General features: G+C 74.0%; 17 protein-coding genes and 2 rRNA genes (1 of these 19 running past the window's edge). 15 read left to right on the top strand and 4 right to left on the bottom strand.

The genetic code is table 11. The annotated features are described in order from the left end of the window. Both ABIH81_RS27120 and rrf read left to right on the top strand, forming a co-directional pair. Positions 1 to 2,213: ribosomal RNA gene (locus tag ABIH81_RS27120) — 23S ribosomal RNA — on the top strand (it extends 896 nt beyond the left edge of the window). 73 nt (positions 2,214 to 2,286) lie between these two features. Then, positions 2,287 to 2,403, top strand: a 5S ribosomal RNA gene (gene rrf, locus ABIH81_RS27115). A 94-nt stretch (positions 2,404 to 2,497) separates the two neighbouring features. On the opposite strand, the gene ABIH81_RS27110 is transcribed toward rrf, so the two are convergent. Next, positions 2,498 to 4,204 carry a hypothetical protein gene (locus ABIH81_RS27110; protein ID WP_349877736.1) on the bottom strand — a complete coding sequence of 569 codons (1,707 nt, stop codon included), beginning with the start codon at positions 4,202 to 4,204 and terminating at the stop codon, positions 2,498 to 2,500. Here ABIH81_RS27110 and ABIH81_RS27105 point away from each other — a divergent pair. Then, complete coding sequence (locus ABIH81_RS27105) at positions 4,127 to 5,140, top strand: Replicase polyprotein 1ab (RefSeq protein WP_349877735.1); 1,014 nt, start codon at positions 4,127 to 4,129, stop codon at positions 5,138 to 5,140. The genes ABIH81_RS27110 and ABIH81_RS27105 overlap by 78 nt on opposite strands. Continuing rightward, positions 5,137 to 6,207, top strand: coding sequence for an HAD-IIA family hydrolase (locus ABIH81_RS27100; RefSeq protein ID WP_349877734.1), 1,071 nt, complete (start codon positions 5,137 to 5,139; stop codon positions 6,205 to 6,207). The genes ABIH81_RS27105 and ABIH81_RS27100 overlap by 4 nt, the downstream gene beginning before the upstream one ends. A gap of 13 nt (positions 6,208 to 6,220) precedes the next feature. Here ABIH81_RS27100 and ABIH81_RS27095 read toward each other — a convergent pair whose 3' ends face one another. After that, positions 6,221 to 6,556 (bottom strand): SCP2 sterol-binding domain-containing protein, encoded by a 336-nt coding sequence (locus ABIH81_RS27095; protein ID WP_349877732.1) that lies wholly within the window; start codon positions 6,554 to 6,556, stop codon positions 6,221 to 6,223. Between the two features lie 111 nt (positions 6,557 to 6,667). On the opposite strand from ABIH81_RS27095, the gene ABIH81_RS27090 reads away from it, so the two are divergent. Genes ABIH81_RS27090 through ABIH81_RS27075 form a run of 4 tightly spaced genes read left to right on the top strand, consistent with a single transcriptional unit; the run spans position 6,668 to position 9,224 of the window. Further along, the gene (locus ABIH81_RS27090) at positions 6,668 to 7,237 is read left to right on the top strand and encodes a hypothetical protein (RefSeq protein WP_349877731.1); all 570 of its coding nucleotides are present in this window, start codon (positions 6,668 to 6,670) and stop codon (positions 7,235 to 7,237) included. Further along, complete coding sequence (locus ABIH81_RS27085; protein WP_349877730.1) at positions 7,234 to 7,473, top strand: hypothetical protein; 240 nt, start codon at positions 7,234 to 7,236, stop codon at positions 7,471 to 7,473. Before ABIH81_RS27090 ends, ABIH81_RS27085 begins: the two co-directional genes overlap by 4 nt. 21 nt (positions 7,474 to 7,494) lie before the next feature. After that, positions 7,495 to 8,343 carry a TlyA family RNA methyltransferase gene (locus ABIH81_RS27080; protein WP_349877728.1) on the top strand — a complete coding sequence of 283 codons (849 nt, stop codon included), beginning with the start codon at positions 7,495 to 7,497 and terminating at the stop codon, positions 8,341 to 8,343. Continuing rightward, positions 8,340 to 9,224: an NAD kinase gene (locus tag ABIH81_RS27075; RefSeq protein WP_349877726.1), complete on the top strand. Its 885-nt coding sequence runs from the start codon at positions 8,340 to 8,342 to the stop codon at positions 9,222 to 9,224. Before ABIH81_RS27080 ends, ABIH81_RS27075 begins: the two co-directional genes overlap by 4 nt. Before the next feature lie 512 nt (positions 9,225 to 9,736). Here ABIH81_RS27075 and ABIH81_RS27070 read toward each other — a convergent pair. Beyond that, entirely contained in the window at positions 9,737 to 9,886 is a 150-nt protein-coding gene (locus ABIH81_RS27070; protein WP_349877725.1) for an HTH domain-containing protein, read from the bottom strand. 245 nt (positions 9,887 to 10,131) lie between these two features. Beyond that, on the bottom strand, positions 10,132 to 10,599 hold the full coding sequence (locus ABIH81_RS27065; protein ID WP_349877723.1) for a helix-turn-helix domain-containing protein: 468 nt from the start codon (positions 10,597 to 10,599) through the stop codon (positions 10,132 to 10,134). 79 nt (positions 10,600 to 10,678) lie between these two features. On the opposite strand from ABIH81_RS27065, the gene recN reads away from it, so the two are divergent. From recN to ABIH81_RS27030, 7 genes are all read left to right on the top strand, one after another. Then, complete coding sequence (gene recN / locus ABIH81_RS27060; protein ID WP_349877721.1) at positions 10,679 to 12,436, top strand: DNA repair protein RecN; 1,758 nt, start codon at positions 10,679 to 10,681, stop codon at positions 12,434 to 12,436. Positions 12,437 to 12,554: 118 nt separating this feature from the next. Beyond that, complete coding sequence (gene steA / locus ABIH81_RS27055) at positions 12,555 to 13,733, top strand: putative cytokinetic ring protein SteA (protein ID WP_349877720.1); 1,179 nt, start codon at positions 12,555 to 12,557, stop codon at positions 13,731 to 13,733. A 27-nt stretch (positions 13,734 to 13,760) separates the two neighbouring features. Beyond that, complete coding sequence (locus ABIH81_RS27050; RefSeq protein WP_349877718.1) at positions 13,761 to 14,702, top strand: copper transporter; 942 nt, start codon at positions 13,761 to 13,763, stop codon at positions 14,700 to 14,702. Positions 14,703 to 14,762: 60 nt separating this feature from the next. Then, positions 14,763 to 15,626 carry a hypothetical protein gene (locus ABIH81_RS27045; protein ID WP_349877717.1) on the top strand — a complete coding sequence of 288 codons (864 nt, stop codon included), beginning with the start codon at positions 14,763 to 14,765 and terminating at the stop codon, positions 15,624 to 15,626. 1 nt (position 15,627) lies between these two features. Further along, the gene (locus ABIH81_RS27040) at positions 15,628 to 17,325 is read left to right on the top strand and encodes a lipid II flippase MurJ (RefSeq protein WP_349877715.1); all 1,698 of its coding nucleotides are present in this window, start codon (positions 15,628 to 15,630) and stop codon (positions 17,323 to 17,325) included. Beyond that, a complete protein-coding gene (locus ABIH81_RS27035; RefSeq protein WP_349877713.1) occupies positions 17,322 to 18,455 on the top strand; it encodes a glycosyltransferase family 4 protein in 1,134 nt (377 codons plus the stop codon). Before ABIH81_RS27040 ends, ABIH81_RS27035 begins: the two co-directional genes overlap by 4 nt. After that, positions 18,455 to 20,908, top strand: a complete 2,454-nt coding sequence (locus ABIH81_RS27030) for a hypothetical protein (protein ID WP_349877712.1) — start codon at positions 18,455 to 18,457, stop codon at positions 20,906 to 20,908. Before ABIH81_RS27035 ends, ABIH81_RS27030 begins: the two co-directional genes overlap by 1 nt. The last annotated feature ends 91 nt before the right edge of the window (positions 20,909 to 20,999 follow it).

Below are 20,999 nucleotides of genomic sequence, written 5' to 3'. Positions count from 1 at the left end.
TCTCCCCGAAATGCATTTAGGTGCAGCGTCGCGTGTTTCTTGCCGGAGGTAGAGCACTGGATGGTCTAGGGGGCCCACAAGCTTACCGAAATCAGCCAAACTCCGAATGCCGGTAAGTGAGAGCGCGGCAGTGAGACTGCGGGGGATAAGCTTCGTAGTCGAGAGGGAAACAGCCCAGATCACCAGCTAAGGCCCCTAAGCGTGTGCTAAGTGGAAAAGGATGTGGGATCGCATAGACAACCAGGAGGTTGGCTTAGAAGCAGCCACCCTTTAAAGAGTGCGTAATAGCTCACTGGTCAAGTGGTTCCGCGCCGACAATGTAGCGGGGCTCAAGCACACCGCCGAAGCTGTGGCATTCACATATTGACTTCGCTCGGCCTTGATGCCGGGTGCAGGTGTGTGGATGGGTAGGGGAGCGTCGTGCCGGGGGTGAAGCAGCGGGGTGACCCAGTTGTGGACGCGGCACGAGTGAGAATGCAGGCATGAGTAGCGAAAGAAGGGTGAGAAACCCTTCCGCCGGATGACCAAGGGTTCCAGGGCCAGGCTAATCCGCCCTGGGTGAGTCGGGACCTAAGGCGAGGCCGAGAGGCGTAGTCGATGGACAACGGGTTGATATTCCCGTACCCGCGAAAGAGCGTCCCTGACGAACCTCGTTGTGCTAACCACCCGAGCTGCCGGCGGTCTTCGGACCTATGGCGGTGAGCGTGGGAACCTGACGGGTAGTAGTCAAGCGATGGGGTGACGCAGGAAGGTAGCTGATCCCGGCCGGTGGTTGTGCCGGGGTAAGCGTGTAGGCCGGTGTGTAGGCAAATCCGCACACCATGAGGCTGAGACGTGATGCCGAGCCGATTCAGGTGAAGTCAGTGATCCTATGCTGCCGAGAAAAGCCTCTAGCGAGTTCTTAGCGGCCCGTACCCCAAACCGACACAGGTGGTCAGGTAGAGAATACCGAGGCGATCGGGCGAACTGTGGTTAAGGAACTCGGCAAATTGCCCCCGTAACTTAGGGAGAAGGGGGGCCGGAGACGTGAAGCCCCGCGCGGGTGGAGCGTTGTATGGCCGCAGAGAGCAGGGGGAAGCGACTGTTTACTAAAAACACAGGTCCATGCGAAGAAGTAATTCGATGTATATGGACTGACGCCTGCCCGGTGCTGGAACGTTAAGGGGACCTGTTAGCTCTTCGGGGCGAAGCGGAGAACTTAAGCGCCAGTAAACGGCGGTGGTAACTATAACCATCCTAAGGTAGCGAAATTCCTTGTCGGGTAAGTTCCGACCTGCACGAATGGCGTAACGACTTCCCCACTGTCTCAACCACAGGCCCGGCGAAATTGCATTACGAGTAAAGATGCTCGTTACGCGCGGCAGGACGGAAAGACCCCGGGACCTTTACTATAGCTTGACATTGGTATCTGAATTAGCTTGTGTAGGATAGGTGGGAGCCGGTGAAGTCCATACGCCAGTATGGGTGGAGGCAATCTTGAAATACCACTCTGGTTGATTCGGGTATCTAACTTCGGACCGTTATCCGGTTCAGGGACAGTGTCTGGTGGGTAGTTTAACTGGGGCGGTTGCCTCCTAAAGGGTAACGGAGGCGCCCAAAGGTTCCCTCAGCCTGGTTGGCAATCAGGTGTTGAGTGCAAGTGCACAAGGGAGCTTGACTGTGAGACTGACAGGTCGAGCAGGGACGAAAGTCGGGACTAGTGATCCGGCACTGGCATGTGGAAGCGGTGTCGCTCAACGGATAAAAGGTACCCCGGGGATAACAGGCTGATCTTCCCCAAGAGTCCATATCGACGGGATGGTTTGGCACCTCGATGTCGGCTCGTCGCATCCTGGGGCTGTAGCAGGTCCCAAGGGTTGGGCTGTTCGCCCATTAAAGCGGTACGCGAGCTGGGTTTAGAACGTCGTGAGACAGTTCGGTCCCTATCCGCCGTGCGCGTAGGATACTTGAGAAGGGCTGTCCCTAGTACGAGAGGACCGGGACGGACGAACCTCTGGTGTGCCAGTTGTCCCGCCAGGGGCACGGCTGGTTAGCTACGTTCGGAAGGGATAACCGCTGAAAGCATCTAAGCGGGAAGCTCGCTTCAAGATGAGGTATCCCACCCACATTTGTGGGGTAAGGCCCCCAGCTAGACGACTGGGTTGATAGGCCGGAAATGTAAGCCCGGTAACGGGTTCAGTTGACCGGTACTAATAGGCCGAGGACTTGACTACCAAGCTGCTACGCGTCCACTGTGCAACTCTGAACAAACAGCAACCTGCGGGTTGTTTGACATGTTCATAGAGTTACGGCGGTCATGGCGGAGGGGAAACGCCCGGTAACATTCCGAACCCGGAAGCTAAGCCCTCCAGCGCCGATGGTACTGCACTCGGGAGGGTGTGGGAGAGTAGGACACCGCCGGACAATCTTCCAGTCGAGGGCCGCCCCAGCAGGGGCGGCCCTCGACTGCGTTAGCGTTCTTGGCGGAAACGCCATCAGGAAGGATGTACCTGTGAGCTCAGGACCCCAGGGCGGGGACCGCCCCCGTCGTTACGAGGATCGCACCGACCGCGGCCAGGGGCGTGGTGACGCCGGCCGCGACGGCCGTCGCGATGACCGTCCCTCGTACCGGGGCGGCCGCGACGACCGCCCGGGCGGCTTCCGTGGTGGCGACCGCGACAGTGGCGCCCGTGGCGGCGACCGTCGCGAAGGCGGTTTCCGCGGTGGTGACCGTCGTGAGGGCGGTTTCCGCGGTGGCGACCGTGAGGGTGGCTTCCGCGGCGGTGACCGTCGTGAGGGCGGTTTCCGTGGTGGTGACCGTCGTGAAGGCGGTTTCGGCGGTGGTGACCGTCGTGAGGGCGGTTCCGGCGGTGGCGACCGTGAGGGTGGCTTCCGGAGTGGAAACCGGCCGGCCGGCGACCGTCGCGAAGGCGGGTTCCGGGGCGGCGACCGTGATGGCGGCTTCCGTGGTGGTGACCGTCGCGAAGGCGGCGCCCGTGACGGTGGCTTCCGTGGCGGTGACCGTCGCGAAGGCGGCGCCCGTGACGGCGGCTTCCGTGGTGGCGACCGTCGCGAGGGTGGCTTCCGGGGCGGCGACCGCCGCGAGGCCGGTGCCCGTGACGGCGGCTTCCGCGGTGGTGACCGTCGTGAAGGCGGCTTCGGCGGTGGCGACCGCCGCGAGGGCGGCGCCCGTGAGGGTGGCTTCCGTGGCGGTGACCGTCGTGAGGGTGGTTTCCGTGGGGGCGACCGTGAGGGTGGCTTCCGGAGCGGGGGCCGCGACGGCGGTGACCGCCGTGAGGGCGGTTTCCGTGGCGGGGATCGTCGTGAGGGCGGCGCCCGTGACGGTGGCTTCCGTGGCGGCGATCGCCGTGAGGGTGGTTTCGGGGGTGGTGACCGCCGTGAGGGCGGTTTCCGTGGCGGGGATCGTCGTGAGGGCGGCGCCCGTGACGGTGGCTTCCGTGGCGGGGACCGTCGCGAGGGTGGCTTCCGTGGCGGCGACCGTCGTGAGGGCGGCTTCGGCGGCGGTGCCCGTGAGGGTGGCGCCCGTGAAGGCGGTTTCCGTGGTGGTGACCGTCGTGAGGGCGGTTTCCGTGGTGGTGACCGTCGTGAGGGCGGTTTCCGTGGTGGTGACCGTCGTGAGGGCGGTTTCCGTGGCGGCGATCGCCGTGAGGGCGGCTTCGGCGGTGGTGACCGCCGTGAGGGCGGCTACCGTGGCGGGGACCGTCGTGAGGGCGGCGCCCGTGAGGGCGGTTTCCGTGGCGGGGACCGTCGCGAAGGCGGTTACCAGGGCGACGACAACCGCCGGGAGAGCTACGCCGGCGGCGATCGCCGTGAGGGCGGTTTCCGTGGTGGCGACCGTGAGGGTGGCTTCCGCGGCGGCGACCGCGACCGTGGCTTCCAGCGCGACGAGCGTCGCGATGACCGGCGGCCGGGCGGCTACCGGGGCGAGCGGGACGGTGAGCGCCGTGGCTACGGCGACCGGCCGGGTGGTGACGACCGCCGGACCGGCAACTACGGCCCGCAGCGGGAGCGCCGGGACGAGCGTGGTGAGGGGCGTACCGGTGAGGCGCCGGAGCTGCCGGACGACGTCGTCGCGAGCGACCTCGACTCGGCCGTCCGGGCCGAGCTGCTCTCCCTCGCCAAGCCGGTGGCGGAGACGGTCGCCCGGCATCTGGTCGCGACCGGTCTGCTGATCGACGAGGATCCGGCGCTGGCGCTGGCGCACGCCATGGCGGCCCGCCGGCTCGCCTCGCGGATCGCCGCCGTGCGGGAGGCCGTCGGGCTGGCCGCGTACCACGCGGGTGAGTGGCAGACCGCCATCGCCGAGCTGCGGACGTACCACCGGATGACCGGCCTGCAGAGCCACCTGGCGGTGCTGGCCGACTGCGAGCGGGCGCTGGGCCGGCCGGAGCGAGCCATCGACCTGTTCCGCGGCGCGGACCGGGACAAGCTCGACCAGGCCGTCGCGATCGAACTGCTGATCGTGGCCGCCGGGGCGCGCGGTGACCTCGGGCAGAAGGACGCCGCCGTGGCGATGCTCCAGGTCCGCGAGCTGACCGGCGAATCGACCGAGCCGTGGGCGGCGCGACTGCGTTACGCGTACGCGGACGCCCTGCTGGCGGTGGACCGGCGCGAGGAGGCGCGGGAGTGGTTCTCCCGGGCCGCCGACGTCGACTCCGAGGGGGAGACCGACGCCGCCGAGCGGCTGCTGGAGCTGGACGGCGTGGTCATCGAGGGCGACGACGAGCCGGAGGACGACACGGACGCGTCCGAGCCGTCGGCCGAGGCGGCCGGCGACGACGATGATGACGACCTCGACGACGACGAGGACGATGACGACCGCGAGGACGACGCGCGGCTGAGCGGCGGCGACGACATCACGTCGAATGCCGGCGGGGACGCGGCACGGGCCGGCTACCGGGACCGTGACGCCGGCGATCTGGCCGACGACGAGCTGACCGACACCGAGGCCGGCTCGGTCGCCACCAGCACCGCCACCACCCCGACGTTCGTCGCGGCGACCGAGGAACCGGCCACCACCACGCCGACCGGCACCTCTGCGGCCGCCGAGGCAGCGGCCGCCACCCCGGCGGACGAGGCCGACCTGCCCGCGCCGGGTGACGCCGCGCGCGGCGAGGGCGGGGCGGCGGACCGCCGATGACCGGGTACGCCGGTGACACCGCCTCCGGCGCGGATCGGGGAGAACCCGACCGCGCCGGGGCGGGCGGCCGGCTGGTCGAGGCGTACTCGCTTGTCGTCTTCGACCTGGACGGCGTCATCTACCTGATCGACCGGCCCATCCCCGGGGCGGTCGAGGCGGTCGGCCGGTTGCACGCCGAGGGGCGCGCGGTCGCGTACGCGACGAACAACGCCTCCCGCCGCTCCAGCGAGGTGGCCGACCTGCTCACCGGCATGGGCGTTGCGGCGCAGCCGGCGGAGGTGCTCACCTCCGCGGCTGCCACCGCCGAGCTGCTCCGCGACCGGCTGCCCGAGGGCGCGCCGGTGCTCGTGGTCGGCGCGGAGGCGCTGCGCGCCGAGCTGCGCGCGGTGGGCCTGCGGCCGGTGTCCACTGCCGACGAGGAGCCCGCCGCGGTGGCCCAGGGCTACGGCCCGCAGGTCGGCTGGTCCGACCTGGCCGAGGCGTCCCTGGCGGTACGGGCGGGCGCACCCTGGTACGCCACCAACACCGACCGCACACTGCCCAGCCCGCGCGGCCCGCTGCCGGGCAACGGCTCGCTCGTCGCGGTGCTGCGTACCGCGCTCGGCCGCGACCCCGACGTGGTGGTGGGCAAGCCGGAGCCGGCGCTGTTCACCACCGCCGCGCGGCGAGCCGGTACCGGGCGCACGCTCGTGGTGGGCGACCGGCTGGACACCGACATCGAGGGCGCCCGCCGGGCCGGGCTGGACAGCCTGCTGGTGCTCACCGGGGTCAGCGACGCCGCCGAGCTGCTGGCCGCACCCGAGGAGCGCCGCCCCGCGTACGTCTCGTTCGACCTGGCGGGCCTGTTCGACCCGGCCGTAGTGGTGGCGGTGCCGGGCCGGGCGACGGCCGGCGGCTGGTCGGTGACCGAGGCCGGCGGGGATCTCGTGCTCGACGGCGCGGGACCGCCGCTGGAGGCGCTGGCCGCGCTCTGCGCGGTGGCCTGGTCGACGGCGGCCGGGCCGCGCGTGCGGGCGCAGTCCCCGGCGGCGGCCGACGCGCTCGCCGCGCTCGGCCTCGGCGACTGAGGCGCCGGGCCGCTCAGAGCAGCTTGCGGAGCTTCATCAGGTCGAACGGGTTGGCCTTGATCGACACTCGCCGGGAGGCCACCGCCGACATGACGTCGAGCCGGCCGTGCACCAGCGCGACGAGGTCGTCGCTGCCGGTGCTCAGCGCGATCTTCGCCTTCGGGTCGTCGCCGTCGGACAGGTCGACCAGCCGGCCTCCCTCCAGCCGCCCGTGGAACGCCGTGCCGAGGTCGGTGATCCGGCAGGCCAGGGTGCGGTCGAGGTCGATGCGTCCCTGTGCCTCGGCGTTGCGGTCCAGCCGCGCGGCCAGGTCCTGCAACGCCTGCCGGCACTCGTCCACGCTGGCCACATCGTCTCCTCACCACGAACCACGCCGTTCCCGGCACCGTACCGCAATGGGGCGTCCGGGGTGCCCGGTAGCGTGGCACCTGCACACCTCGCCCCGCGGAAGGACTCAGGCATGCAGGACGCGTGGCGCGCCTACCTCGAGCTGGCCATGGGCCTGACGGAGGCGCCCCGGAAGAAGGCACAGGACGCGGTCATGCGCGTCGTCGGCCAGGGCGGCGCGACCGCCGCCCAGCTCCAGACGCTCGCCGAGGAACTGGTCGCGACCGGCCTGGCGAACCGGGAGTCGCTGACCAAGCTGGTCCGCTTCGAGGTGGACCGGGCGCTGGGCGCGGTCGGGCTGGCCACCGCCGACGAGGTCGCCGAGCTGACCCGCCGGGTGCACGACCTGGAGCGGCAGCTGCGCGAGGCGCGCGGCACCCTCGAACCGGGCGCGGCTGAGTCGTCCGAGCCGGAGCCGTCGCCGGCCGAGTCGTCCCGGGCAGCGGCGGCCCCCGCCACGGCGCCGCCGAGCGCCCCGGCGACGACACGCTCGAAGGCCCCGGCCACGACGCCGACGAAGGCGGTGGCGAAGAAGACGGTGGCCAAGAAGGCGATCGCGAAGAAGCCGCCGGCCACTGTCTCCCGTACCCCGGAAGCCGCGCCGGTGAAGAAGGCCACCGGGCGCCGGGCGGCCGGCTCGTGACCGCGCCCCGGCCCGGCCCGCCGCCGGGTCCACGCCCGGGACCGCCCCCGGGACCGCCCCCGGGGGTACGCCCCGCGCCGGCCGAGGAGGTCGGCGACGCCCGGCACCCGGCGGTGGACGCCGCCGTGCTCGGCATGGCCAACGCCGAGGCGCTGGCCCCGGCCGACCAGATCGCCCAGTACGAGGCGGCGTACGAGACGCTGCGCGAGACCCTCGCCACCATCGACCAGGCCTGAGCAGAGGCGGAGAGACACCTGATGGCTCGTCGTACCCGGCTGGACGCCGAACTCGTCCGGCGCGGGCTGGCCCGCTCCCGGGAGCAGGCCGCCGCGCTGGTGGAGGCCGGTCGCGTCCAGCTGCGCGGAGTGCAGGCGCGCAAGCCCGCGGCGATGGTCGACCCGGCCGACCCGCTGCTGGTCACCGGCGAGGATCCGGCGCAGGAGTACGTCTCCCGGGGCGGCCACAAGCTGGCCGGCGCGCTCGCCGCGTTCGCCCCCGGCGGGCTGACGGTGGCCGGGCGGCGCTGCCTGGACGCCGGCGCGTCGACCGGCGGTTTCACCGACGTGCTGCTGCGCGGCGGCGCCGCCGAGGTGGTCGCCGTGGACGTCGGCTACGGGCAGCTCGCCTGGTCGCTGCGTACCGACGAGCGGGTGCGGGTGTTCGAGCGCACGAACGTGCGTACCCTCACGCCGGAGGCGATCGGCGGCCCGGTCGACCTGACGGTGGCCGACCTGTCGTTCATCTCGCTGCGGCTGGTGCTGCCCGCGCTGGCCGCCTGCACCGGCCCCGGCGGTGACCTGGTGCTGATGGTCAAGCCGCAGTTCGAGGTCGGCAAGGAGCGGGTCGGCGCCGGCGGCGTGGTCCGCGATCCGGCGCTGCGCGCCGAGGCGGTGCTCGACGTGGCCGCGGCCGCCGCCGGGCTCGGCCTCGGCCTGGCCGGCGTGGCGGCCAGCCCGCTGCCCGGGCCGAGCGGCAACGTCGAGTTCTTCGTATGGTTGCGCGGGGACGCGCCCGCCGCGGATCCGGAGCGGGTCCGCGCGGTGGTGGCCGCCGGCCCGCAGGGCGCCGCCGCGACGGCGGCCACGACCGAGGAGGTGTCCGGGTGAGCCGTACCGCGCTGCTGGTCACGCACACCGGCCGTCGACGCAGCACCGAGCACGCCCGCGCGGTGGCCGCCGACCTGATCGCCGCCGGGTTCGAGGTGCGGGTGGTGGCCGAGGAGGCCGACGACCTGGACCTGCCGGGCGTGGTGCCGGTGACCGGCCCGGAAACGGCCGAGGGCGCCGAGATCGTGTTCGCGCTCGGCGGGGACGGCACGTTCCTGCGCGCCGCCGAGCTGGCCCGCCCGGCGAAGGTGCCGCTGCTCGGCATCAACCTGGGCAAGGTCGGTTTCCTCGCCGAGGCCGAGATCGACGACCTGGACACCGCCGTGCGTGACGTGGTCGACCGCAACTACACGGTGGACGAACGGCTCACCCTCGACGTCACCGCCGAGTTCGAGGGCGGGCCGACCATCGAGTCGTGGGCGCTCAACGAGATCAGCGTGGAGAAGGGCGAACGCGCCCAGATGCTGGAGCTGCTCGTCGACGTGGACGGCCGGCCGCTGTCCCGGTACGGCTGCGACGGCGTGGTCTGTGCGACCCCCACCGGCTCGACCGCGTACGCGTTCTCCGGCGGCGGGCCGGTGGTCTGGCCCGAGGTGGAGGCGCTGCTGCTGGTGCCGATCAGCGCGCACGCGTTGTTCAGCCGCCCGCTGGTGACCGCGCCCACGTCGACGTTCGTCATCACCGTCGACCCGTTCACCACCCTGGCCGTGCTCTGCTGCGACGGGCGGCGCGTCTACGACCTGCCGCCCGGCGCCCGGGTCACGGTGCGCCGGGGCACGCTGCCGGTGCGCATCGTCCGGCTGCGGGCCCGCCCGTTCACCGACCGGCTGGTGGCCAAGTTCGACCTTCCCGTCCAGGGCTGGCGGGGCAACCGTCGCTGACCAGCGGCTCAGCGGAAATCTCCGTTCGGCCCACCGGTCCCGGCGCTCGCGCGCGTTACGGTTGGCGTACGGGCCGCGAAGAGGTGAGTCCGGGCGCGGCGGTGAGGCCCGCCGCTTCCCGGATGCGGCCCACCTGTCGCGGGCTCGGCCAGGGGGTGGTCGGGGCCGCGACGGTCGGGACGCCGGAGCGTCGTAGGCCGGCCGCGGCGGGCGGACCGGCACGCCGAGTCCGGTCGGGTGTCGACCCCGGCCGGGCCGACAGGTCGCAGGGCCGCCGCCGGAGGAAGCGGCGGCACGCGAGCTGGGCGGCACGGTCTCCGGCGTCCCGGCCTCCACCCCGTCGTGCTCGTGTCCACCTGGCGACATGTCGGCCGGGCGCGGCACGGTGTCCCTGCGCGTCTCGGCGCGGGACCGGGCCGGCAGCACCGTGACGCAGACCGTGGTCGACGCGTACGGGCTGCGGTGAGACCCCGGGGCGGGGCGGTCCTGGGGCCGTCCCGCCCCGGCCCCGGTCAGATCCACCCCCGTCGGGCGGGCTGGAACGCCAGCCCGGGCCGGGTGTCCACACCGGCGGCGGCCATCAGGTCGGCCAGCCGCCGCTGCACGGTACGGCGGCTCACCCCGAGCTGTGACGCGATCGACTTGTCCGGCACCCCGGCCACGAACAGCGACAGCAGCCGTGCCTCGTCTTCGTCGGGCTGGTAGCCGGTCGGCGGGCGTGCCGAGCGGCGTCGCCATCAGCCAGTGGCTCTCGAAGAGCGCGACCAGCGCGTCCAGCAGCTGGCTGCGGCCGATCACCGCTGCTGTCGGCTCGCCGCCGTCGCGGTCGGGCACCAGCGGGCAGATCGCGGTACGGCCGTCCACCACGGCCAGTCGAACCGGCAGCCGGTCCAGCACCCGGGCCTGCTCACCGGCGCGTACGCCCCGCTCCACGTCGGCCAGCGCGCCGGGCATCGCCAGCGGGTTGGCCCGGCAGAACCAGAGCACCTCCTCGCGCGCGCCGTCCGCAGCTCGCGCAGCCGTTCGCGCAGCGCCCGCGCGCCGGTGACCACCTCGACCAGGTGCGCCGCATCCCGGCCCGGTAGTCCTCGGCGAGCCGGCTGACGGCGGCGCGGGCCTCCTCCAGCGCCGACTGGCGGCGCAGCAGCGCCTCGCCGAGCGGCACGTCCGGCGCGAGCGGCCGCCGCGGCGCGTCCGGTTCCGGCCCGGTCGGCAGCACCAGACCCTTGTCCCGCAAGGCGTCCAGCCGGGCGCCGACCTCCGCGCGGGGTCGCCCCAGCCGCTGCGCGAGCTCACCGGCCCGGGCCGTGTTCGCCCTGACCAGGCAGCGGTAGAGCTCCTCCTCGTCCGGGGTCAGGCCGATCTCCTCCAGCACGGGGCTGAACTGTACGGGTGCCCGCGCCCCGCCCTGCCGGCTGGTCAACTGTCACACGGCGGGGCTACTGTCGGGTGCTGTGCTGGAAGAGCTGCGCATCACCGGACTGGGCGTCATCGACGACACGACGCTGCCGCTGGCCGCGGGGATGAACGTCATCACCGGCGAGACCGGTGCCGGCAAGACCATGGTGGTGACCGGCCTCGGCCTGCTCTTCGGCGGCCGCGCCGACGCCGGCCGGGTGCGCGCCCAGCCGGGCCGCGCGGTGGTGGAGGGCCGGCTGCGGCTGAGCGGGCGGGTGGCCGAGTCGGTGCACGCCCGCATCGTCGACGCCGGTGGCGAGCCCGACGAGGACGGTTCACTGCTGCTCAGCCGCACCGTGACCATCGAGGGCCGCTCCCGGGCGCACCTGGGCGGGCGCGCCATGCCGGTGTCCACGCTCGGCGAGGTCGGCGAGCAGGTGCTGGCCGTGCACGGCCAGTCCGACCAGTTGCGGCTGCTGCGCCCGGCCGAGCAGCGCGCCTCGCTCGACCGGTTCGCCGGCCCCGAGCACGAGAAGCTGCTCGACGCGCTGCGCGAGACGTACGCCCGGTGGCGCACCGTCGTCGACGACCTGGCCGACCGGCGGCGCAACGCCCGCGAGCGCAACCAGGAGGCCGACCTGCTGCGCCTGGGCCTGGACGAGATCACCCGGGTCGACCCGCAGCCGGGGGAGGACGACGAGCTGAAGGCCGAGGCGCAGCGGCTGGAGCACGCCGAAGGGCTGCGCACCGCCGCCCAGGTGGCGCAGCAGTGCGTGGCCGGCGGCGTCGAGGCGACCGACGAGACGCCGGACGCGACGGCGCTGCTGGGCACCGCGCGGCGCACGCTCGAGGCGCAGGCCGGCACCGACCCGGCGCTGGGTGAGCTGGCCGCCCGGCTGGAGGAGGCGGCCACGCTCGTCACCGACGTGGCCGCGGAACTGTCCACCTACCTGGCCGCGCTGGACGCCGACCCGGCCCGCCTCCAGACCGTCTACGAGCGGCGGGCCGCCTTGCGCGGGCTGACCCGCAAGTACGCCGACGACGTCGACGGCGTGGTGGCGTGGGCCGAGCGGGCCCGGACCCGGCTGTCCGATCTGGACACCTCCGACGAGCTGCTGGACGAGCTGGACCGCGAGGCGTCCCGGCTCGCCGGTGAGGTGGCCGACCTCGCCGGCCGGGTCTCGGCGTCCCGGCGGGAGGCAGCGGTCCGCTTCGCCGAGGAGGTCACTGCCGAGCTGGCCGGGCTGGCCATGCCGCACGCCCGCATCGAGGTGGCGGTGCTGCCGCGACCGGCGGGCCGGTCCGAGCCGAGCCTGCCGGTCAACGGCGTCGAGACCGGCGTCGGCGCGGACGGCGCCGACGAGGTGGAGCTGCGGCTGCTGGCGCACCCGGGCGCGCCGGCGCTGCCGTTGCAGAAGGGCGCCTCCGGCGGCGAGCTGTCCCGGGTGATGCTCGCCATCGAGGTGGTCTTCGCCGGTTCCGGCGGCCCGCCCACGCTGGTGTTCGACGAGGTCGACGCGGGTGTCGGCGGCCAGGCCGCGGTGGAGATCGGCCGTCGGCTGGCCCGGCTGGCCCGCAGCCACCAGGTGCTCGTGGTCACGCACCTGCCGCAGGTCGCCGCGTTCGCCGACCGGCACCTGGTGGTGGCCAAGGACACCGGGGGAGCGGTCACCACCAGCGGGGTGCGCGTGGTCGAGGACACCGAACGCGCCCGGGAACTGGCCCGGATGCTCGCCGGTTTGCCGGACTCGGATCTGGGTATCGCCCATGCCGAGGAGCTCCTGGCCGTGGCGGCCAAGGAAAGGCGTCCGTGACGCCCCTATTGTGAGCGCAAGCACACCGGCGCGGGTTCCGGTGTGCTTCCCTGGGTAGGCGGCCCTGCTCAGGCATGTCGCGACAGCAAAACCTGCCTCACATGCCAGGATGGTCACGATGCGTCTACCCACACTGCGCCGGAGCCGGAACCCGGAGCCGGGCTCCATCGTCGGCACCGCGCGCCTCGACCGCCGGACGAAACGGCTGGTCGGGCGGCTGCGACCCGGCGACATCGCGGTCATCGACCACGTCGACCTGGACCGGGTGGCGGCCGACTCGCTCGTCGCGGTGGGTGTGGCCGCGGTGCTCAACGCCAAGCCGTCGGTCTCCGGCCGCTACCCCAACCTCGGCCCGGAGGTGCTGGTCTCGGCCGGGATCCCGCTGCTGGACGATCTCGGCGAGAGCGTCTTCGAGCAGGTCCGCGAGGGCGACCGGGTCCGCATCGAGGGCAACACCGTCTTCGCCGGCGACGAGCCGGTCGCGCACGGCTCGCTGCAGGACGCCGAGACCGTGGCCAAGTCGATGGCCGACGCCCGGGAGGGCCTGTCGGTGCAGTTGGAGGCGTTCGCCGCCAACACGATGGACTACCTGCGGCAGGAACGCGACCTGCTGCTCGACGGCGTCGGCGTGCCGGAGATCCAGACCCAGATCCAGGGCCGGCACTGCCTGATCGTGGTACGCGGCTACGACTACAAGGCCGACCTGGACGTGCTGCGCCCGTACATCCGGGAGTTCAAGCCGGTGCTGATCGGCGTCGACGGCGGAGCCGACGCGCTGGTCGAGGCGGGCTACACCCCTGACATGATCATCGGGGACATGGACTCGGTCACCGACGACGTGCTGCGCTGCGGCGCCGAGGTGATCGTGCACGCCTACCCGGACGGGCGGGCGCCGGGCCTGGCCCGGGTCAACGGGCTCGGCGTACCGGCGATCACCTTCCCGGCGGCGGCCACCAGCGAGGACCTGGCCATGCTGCTGGCCGACGAGAAGGGCGCCTCGCTGCTGGTGGCGGTCGGTACGCACGCCACCCTGGTGGAGTTCCTCGACAAGGGGCGCGGCGGCATGGCGTCGACGTTCCTGACCCGGCTGAAGGTGGGTGGCAAGCTGGTCGACGCCAAGGGCGTCAGCCGGCTCTACCGGCAGAGCATCTCCGGGTCGTCGCTGCTGCTGCTGGTCCTGTCGGCGGTGGCCGCGATGGCCTCTGCGGTGGCGGTCTCCACCGTCGGGAAGGCGTATTTGGGCGTGGTCTCCGAATGGTGGGACAATTTCGTGTTCCAGCTCGGCCAGCTCTTCTAGCTCCCCGACGATCAAGAGGCTGCAAGCGTGATCAACTTTCGCTACCACGTGGTGTCCCTGACCGCGGTGTTCCTGGCGCTGGCGATCGGCCTGGTGGTCGGCACAGCCGCCCTCAACGGGCCGGTCGCCGACTCGCTCCGGGAGAACGTCAACGGCCTGCGCAAGGACAACTCGCTGATGCGCCAGTCGGTCAACAGCATGCAGAAGCAGCTGGAGACCGAGGAGGACTTCGCCGCCGAGATGGCCCAGCTCGTGCTGCCCGGCAAGCTGACCGGCCGCCGGGTGCTGGTGCTCACCCTGCCCAGCGGCCGGGACCAGGCCGAGGGCGTGGTGAAGATGCTCCAGACCGCCGGCGCCGACGTCACCGGCCGCATCGACGTGCAGGACAAGTTCGTCAACCCGGACAGCAACAACAACCTGCTGGAACTGGCGGTCACCGCGGCCCGGCCGAACAGCGCCCCGACCGGCAACCTGCCCGGCAACGGGCACGGCGTGGAGACCTCCAGCGCGTTGCTGGCCAACGTGCTGGTGGACCGCCCGGCCGGGAGCCCGCCGGTCAGCGAGGCCGACCGGCGCGCCGTGCTGGAGCAGTACGCCACCGCCGGATACCTCACCCCGGCGGACCGGATCTCCGCCGCCGCCGAGGCGGTGGTGATGGTCACCGGCCAGCCGTACGTGGACAAGGACTCGGCGAAGAAGGACGAGTCGGTGGTGAAGATCGCCGAGCAGTTCGACCGGGCCGGGGTGCTGGTGGTCGCCGGCATGGGCTCGACCGGCGGGAACCTGGTCTCCGTGGTCCGCGGCGACCCGGTGCTGTCGCAGACCATCTCCACCGTCGACAACGCCAACACCGTGCAGGGCCAGCTGGTCACCAGCCTCGCCCTGGCGCAGCAGCTCACCGAGAAGAAGACCGGGCAGTACGGCGTGGGCGACAACGCCGCCGCCCGGGTGCCTACACTGCCCCGGTGACCGCTCCGGGCCGCCCGGTCCGTGCCGCGTCGCGTTCGAAGTCCGGATCGAGGAGGTCCCGTGAGACTGGGTCGGCTGCTGGCCGTGGGCGCGGGCGCGCTGGCCGCCCGCTACGTGCTGCGCCAGACGCGTACGTCGCCGGGCGGGCCGGCGCTGGAGCGCACCAACTACCGGGGCCGCACCGTGACCCTGGCCGCCGGTCCGGCCCTGGCCGTCGGCGCGGCCACCGGGGCGGCGCTGGGCGCCGGTAGCGCCCCGGCCGGCGCCGCCGCGCTCGTCGCCGGGCTCGGCGCGGGCGCGGTCGGCCTCTACGACGACGTGGTCGGCGCGCGCCCCGAGCAGAAGGCCGCCAAGGGGTTCGCCGGGCATCTCGCCGCGCTGCGCGAGGGCCAGGTCACCGCCGGGATGGTCAAGGTCGCCGGGGTGGGCGTGGCCGGGCTGGGCGCCGCGGCGCTGCTCGCCGCCGACCGGCGGGTCGCCGCACACCCGCGCCGGCAGCGTGCCGGGGCGTTCGGCCGCGGGGTCGACGTGCTGCTCGGCGCCGGCGTGGTGGCCGGCACCGCGAACCTGGTCAACCTGCTCGACCTGCGGCCCGGCCGGGCGTTGAAGTCCGGCATGCTGCTCGGCGCGCCGCTGACCGCCGGCCCGTACGGCGGCGTCGCCGCGGGCGCGCTCGGCGCGTCGGCCGCGCTCGTCGGTGACGACCTCGGCGAGCGGGTGATGGTGGGCGACAGCGGCGCCAACGCGCTCGGCGCGCTGCTCGGGGTGAGTCTCGCCGCGCGTACCGGGCCGCTGGGCCGGGCCGGCGTGCTGGCCGTGCTCGCCGCGCTCACCGCCGCCAGCGAGAAGGTCAGCTTCACCCAGGTCATCGCGCGGACCCCGGGGCTGCGGCACCTCGACGAGCTGGGCCGGCTCCCGGACTGACGTGACGAAACCGGCTCCTCTCGCCGCCGCCGGCCGGGTCGCCGGGGCGGCCGCCCTCATCGCCGTCCTCACCGTGCTCAGCCGGCTCGCCGGCTTCGGCCGGACCGCGGTGTTCACCTGGATGCTGGGCCCCACCGACCTCGGCGGCGCCTACCTGGTGGCCAACTACGTCCCGAACTTCATCTTCGAGATCGTCGCCGGCGGGGCACTCGCCAGTCTCGTCGTACCGCTGTTGGCCGGCGCCGTCGAGGCGGGCGACCGGCGCGCGGTGGCCGCCACCACCGGCGCGCTGCTGACCTGGACGCTGAGCCTGCTGGTGCCGCTGGCGGTGCTGCTGGCGGTGTTCGCCGACCCGCTGCCGGGCCTGATCGGAAACGGTCTCAGCGAGGCCCAGCAGGCGTCCGGGGCGCGGATGCTGCGGGTCTTCGCGCCGCAGTTGCCGCTGTACGGCGTGGGGATCGTGCTGACCGGCGTGCTCCAGGCGCACCGCCGTTTCGCGTGGCCGGTGATCGCGCCGCTGCTGTCGAGTGTCACGGTCATCGGCGTGTACCTCGGTTTCACCGCGGCGCAGGGGCGGCTGGCCACGATCGGGCAGGCCGGGCGCGGCGGCGAGCTGCTGCTGTCCGCCGGCACCACGCTCGGCGTGGTGGTGCTCTCGCTGTCGCTGCTGATCCCGGTGCGCCGGCTGCGGCTGCGGATCCGGCCGGGCTACCGCTTCCCGGCCGACGCCCGGGCCCGGGTGGGCGGTCTGGTGGTCGCCGGGGCGGTGACGGTGGCGGCCCAGCAGATCGCCCTGGTGGTCGCGCTCAACCAGGTCACCTACGGCCGCACCGCCGACGTCAGCGTCTACAACCTCGCCCAGACCGTCTACTTCCTGCCCTGGGCGGTGCTGGCGGTGCCGCTCGCGGTGGCCGCGTACCCGACGCTCGTGGCGGCCCGGGCCACCGGCGACGAGCGCGCCTACCGGGAGACCCTGGCCCCGGCGGTACGCGGGGTCGTGCTGCTCAGCCTGCTCGGCGCCGCCGCGCTCGTCGGCACCGCGATCCCGGTCGGGCACTTCTTCTTCTCCGACCCCCTGGACGCGCGCACCGCGGCGGCCGGGATCGCCGGTTTCGCGCCCGGCCTGGTCGGCTACGGCCTGTTCGCGGTCCTCACCCGCGCGCTGTACGCCCGGGGCGAGACCCGCGCGGCCACCGTCGCCACCGCGTTCGGCTGGCTCAGCGTGCCCGTGCTGGCCGTCCTGACCGCTGCGGTCGCGCCGCTGGCCGATCGGGTGCTCGCGGTGACGCTGGCGTCCTCGGCCGGCATGCTGCTGCTCGGCGCGCTGCTGATCGCCGCGGTCCGGCGGGCCGCCGGTGGCGAGGCGCTGGCTGGTGCCGGCCGGGCCGGCGCCGCCGGGCTGCTCGCCGCCGTCGTCGCCGGAGCCGGCGGGGCGGCCGTCGCGGCGGGACTCGCCGGGCTCGGTGACGGCACCCCGACGACACCGTGGGCCCTCGCGCAGGGCATGCTGTCCGGGGTCGTGGTCGGTGTCCTGTTCCTCGCCGTCGCCTGGCTGACCGACGCCCGCGACCTGCGGCCGCTGCTCGCGACCGTGACCCGCCGGTTGGGCCGGCGACGCCCGGCCGGCGGGGACGACGGCCCGCCGGCGCAGCAGCACCCCGGCGAGCGGGGTGACGGAAGGGAGACCGTTTCCTCATGACGGACGCCTCGCCGGCACCGCGCTGGCCCGGGTCGGTGGCCCTGGTGCTCGCCTCCAGCACCGGCGGGGTCGGGCAGCACGTGCGCTCGATCACCCGGGGGCTGACCGAGGCCGGCACGTCCGTGCTGGTCTGCGGCCCGGCCGCCACCGAGGAGCAGTTCGACTTCACCGGCGCCGGGGCCCGGTTCAGGCCGGTGGAGATCCCGGCCAGCCCCACCCCGGGCGACGCGCGCGCGGTCACCGCGCTGCGCCGGGCGCTCGCGGACACGCCCGTCGACGTGGTGCACGCGCACGGGCTGCGCGCCGGCTTGGTCGCCGCGCTCGCCCGCCCCGCCGCGCCGCTCGTCGTCACCTGGCACAACGCGGTCCTCGCCGGTGGCCTGCGCGGCGCCGTGTCCCGTCTGGTCGAGCGGGTCGTCGCCCGGTCCGTGCGGGTCGCCCTGGGCGCCTCCGCCGACCTGGTCGCCCGCGCCGCCGCGCTCGGCGCCGCCGACGCCCGCCTGGCCCCGGTCGCCGCGCCGGCGCTGCCCGCGCCGCGCCGCCGCCGCACGGCGGTACGCGCCGAGTTCGGCGTCGCCGCCGACCGGCCGCTGATCCTCTCGGTGGGCCGGCTGCACCCGCAGAAGCGGTACGACGTGCTGATCGACGCCGCCGCCCGCTGGCGGACCCGTACTCCCGCCCCGCTCGTGGTGATCGCCGGCAGCGGCCCGGCGTACCTGCCGCTGGCTGCCCGGATCTCGGCCGCCCGCGCGCCGGTGACGCTGCTCGGGCACCGCGGCGACGTGGCGGACCTGCTGGGCGCCGCCGACCTGGCGGTGGTGACGAGCGACTGGGAGGCCCGCCAGTTGTTCGCGCAGGAGGCGCTGCGGGCCGGCGTACCGCTCGTCGCGACCGCCGTCGGCGGGCTTCCGGACCTGGTCGGCGACGCGGCGGTGCTGGTGCCGCCCGGCGACGTGGACGCCGTCGACGCGGCCGTGCGCGACCTGCTCGACGACCCCGTACGCCGGGCCGACCTGGGCCGTCGCGGCCTGGCGCGGGCCGCGACCTGGCCCACCGAGGCGGACACCGTGGCCGCGCTCGCCGGCCTCTACGCCGAGCTGACACCCCAGCTCTCGACCGGGAACCGCTGATGCTGCGCAGACTGACCCCGGTTCTGCTGACCCTGGTCGTGGTGGCGCTGGGCATCACCGCGCTCTCCGCCCGCCCGGACGAGGGTGCGACCCGGCCCGGCGCCGACTTCGTGGTGCTCGTCGGCGCGGCGGGCCTGCGGTGGGACGACGTCGACCCGGAGAACACGCCGACGCTGTGGCGGATGGCCGAGCAGGGCGCGATCGGGTCGCTCTCGGTACGCTCCGCGCACCGCCCCACCTGCCCGGTCGACGGCTGGCTCACGCTCGGCGCGGGGAACTTCGCCGCCTGGCCCGGCGCCCGCCCGGGCGGCGGCTGCCCGGCCACCGGTGTGACGGTCGAGCGGCCCGACCGCATCGGCGCGAACCTGCCCGACCAGGCCGGCGCGGTGGCGCACAACCAGGAGCAGCTGTCCTGGGGCGCGACGCCCGGTGCGCTGGCCGAGTCGGTGCGCTGCTCGGTGGCGGTCGGGCCGGGCGCCGCCGTGGCCGCCGCCCGCCCGTTCGGCCGGGTCGACAGGTACGCCCCCGCGCTCCCCGAGAACCCGGCGGAACTGCTCGGCTCCTGCGTGCTGAGCATCGTCGACGTCGGCACGGTCGACGACGACGACCCGGCCGTACGGTCCGCCCAGGCGCGGGAGGCCGACGCCCGGCTGGCCCGGGTGCTCGCCGCCCGGCCGCCGCGCTCGCTGGTGCTCGTCGCCGGCGTGTCCGACACCGACTCCCCGTCTCGGCTGCACGTCGCCATCGCTGACGGCCCGGGCTGGGAGGGTGGCTGGCTGACCTCGCCCAGCACCGCCCGGTCCGGCTACCTGCAACTGATCGACCTGGCCCCGACCGTGCTCGCGGTGCTCGACAAGCCGATGCCGGACCGGGCGTTCCTCGGCCGGCCCGCGGTGACGGTCGACGACCGGCCGGACGACCTGCGGGCCGCGATCGAGGCGCCGGCCGACGCGGACCGGGAGGCAGCCGCCCAGCGCCGCGTCGCCGGCTGGTTCTTCACGCTGCTCGCCGCCGCCCAGATCGCCCTCGCGGTGGTGGTGCTGCCGCTGCTGCGCCGCGCCCGCCGGCTCGCCGGACCGCACGGACCGGAACCGGTGTCCCGGCGGATCGTCGCGGTGGTGGAGCTGCTGCTGATCGCCGCCGCGCTGGCAGTGCCCGCGGCGCTGCTGGCCGACGCCGTGCCCTGGTGGCGCGGGGACGACGCCGGCGTCTGGTACGCCTCGGTGACCGCGCTGCTCATCATCGGCGGCACCGCTGCGGTCCGGTTCAGTCCCGGGCACGACCGCACGCTCGGTCCGCTCGGGGCGGTCGCCGGGCTGGCCACGCTCGTCGTCGGCGTGGACGTGCTCACCGGCTCCCGGTTGCAGCTCAACGGCGTGGTCGGCTACTCGGCGCTGGAGGGCGGCCGGTACGCCGGGCTCGGCACCGTCGGGCTGGGCGTGTTCATCGCCGGGGCGCTGCTGTGCGGCGGCTGGCTCGCCCAGCGGTTCCGCCGGGGCTGGCGGCCCATGGTGATGGTGACGGTCGGCGGGCTCGCCGTGGTGGTCGTCGGCAGCCCGTACCTGGGCGCCGACTCGATCGGCGCGATCGCGCTCACCGCCGGGGTGAGCGTCGCGGCCGCGATCTGCAGCGGCGGCTGGCTGACGGTGAGCCGGCTGGCCTGGGCCACCATGGCCGCGCTGGCGGTCACCGTCGGCTTCGCCCTGGTCGACCTCGGCCGCCCGGCGGACGAGCGCGGCAGCCTGGGCCGGTTCCTGGCCGCGGTGGGCGACGGCACCGGCGGGCTCACCGTGCACCGGTCCAGCAGCTCCAACATCCAGACGCTGGTGAACAGCCCGCTGACCGTGCTGGCCCTGGCCGGGGCCGCGCTGGTCTGGCTCGCGCTGCTCCAGCCGTGGGGCGGGCTGATGCGGCTGTTCGGCATCTACCCGGCGATCCGGGCGGCGATGGCGGGCACCGGGGTGGCCGTCGGGCTGGGCGGCGTCCTCGGCGGTTCGGCGCTGGACGTGGCCGGCGCGGCGGCGGCCCTCGTGGTGCCGATGGCGGCCCTGGCGGCGCTGCGGGTGCTCGACCACTCCACCGACCGCACGGTGCCCGACAGCGGCCGTCCCGGGGGCGAGACGGGCGCGATCCCACCGGGCGGGCCGGACAGATCCTCCCGGGGTGGCGCCGCTGCCGACGGCCCGACGGACGGTCGTCCGCCGGCCGGTGGCGGTACGGATGGCGGCCGATCGGGGCGCGACGGGCAGGCCGGTGGCGGTGCTGGTGAAGGCCGGTCGGCGGGCGACGGCCCAGTCGGTGACGGTGCGGGCGATCCGGGGGAGGCCGGGGAGCCGGCCGGACCGGGTCGGCAGGGCCCTGCCGGCAGGGGGGCGCCGAACGGGCCGCCCACCGCCGGGACGCGGGTTCCCGCACAGCCGAGCCCGGCGTCCGCGGAGATCCCCGCCGGCTGATCCGGTAGGTGCCCGCCCCGGCCTGCCCTCGCCAGGTCGGGGAGGTAGCGGGGTCGAGGCCCTGCGGAAGGCACCACATCGGCGAAGTGGT

Origin of the sequence: Micromonospora sp. HUAS YX12 (assembly GCF_040215685.1) — a bacterium.
Lineage (GTDB): Bacteria > Actinomycetota > Actinomycetes > Mycobacteriales > Micromonosporaceae > Micromonospora > Micromonospora tulbaghiae.
Note: the sequence above shows the minus strand (reverse complement) of the source record. Positions and strands in the feature narration are given on the sequence as shown.

Excerpts from the sequence above, each read along its gene's own strand:
- ABIH81_RS27035 (WP_349877713.1), top strand. The coding sequence starts at position 17,322 with ATGACGGACGCCTCGCCGGCACCGCGCTGGCCCGGGTCGGTGGCCCTG.
- ABIH81_RS27090 (WP_349877731.1), top strand. The coding sequence starts at position 6,668 with ATGCAGGACGCGTGGCGCGCCTACCTCGAGCTGGCCATGGGCCTGACG.
- steA (WP_349877720.1), top strand. The coding sequence starts at position 12,555 with ATGCGTCTACCCACACTGCGCCGGAGCCGGAACCCGGAGCCGGGCTCC.
- ABIH81_RS27030 (WP_349877712.1), top strand. The coding sequence starts at position 18,455 with ATGCTGCGCAGACTGACCCCGGTTCTGCTGACCCTGGTCGTGGTGGCG.
- ABIH81_RS27100 (WP_349877734.1), top strand. The coding sequence starts at position 5,137 with ATGACCGGGTACGCCGGTGACACCGCCTCCGGCGCGGATCGGGGAGAA.
- ABIH81_RS27080 (WP_349877728.1), top strand. The coding sequence starts at position 7,495 with ATGGCTCGTCGTACCCGGCTGGACGCCGAACTCGTCCGGCGCGGGCTG.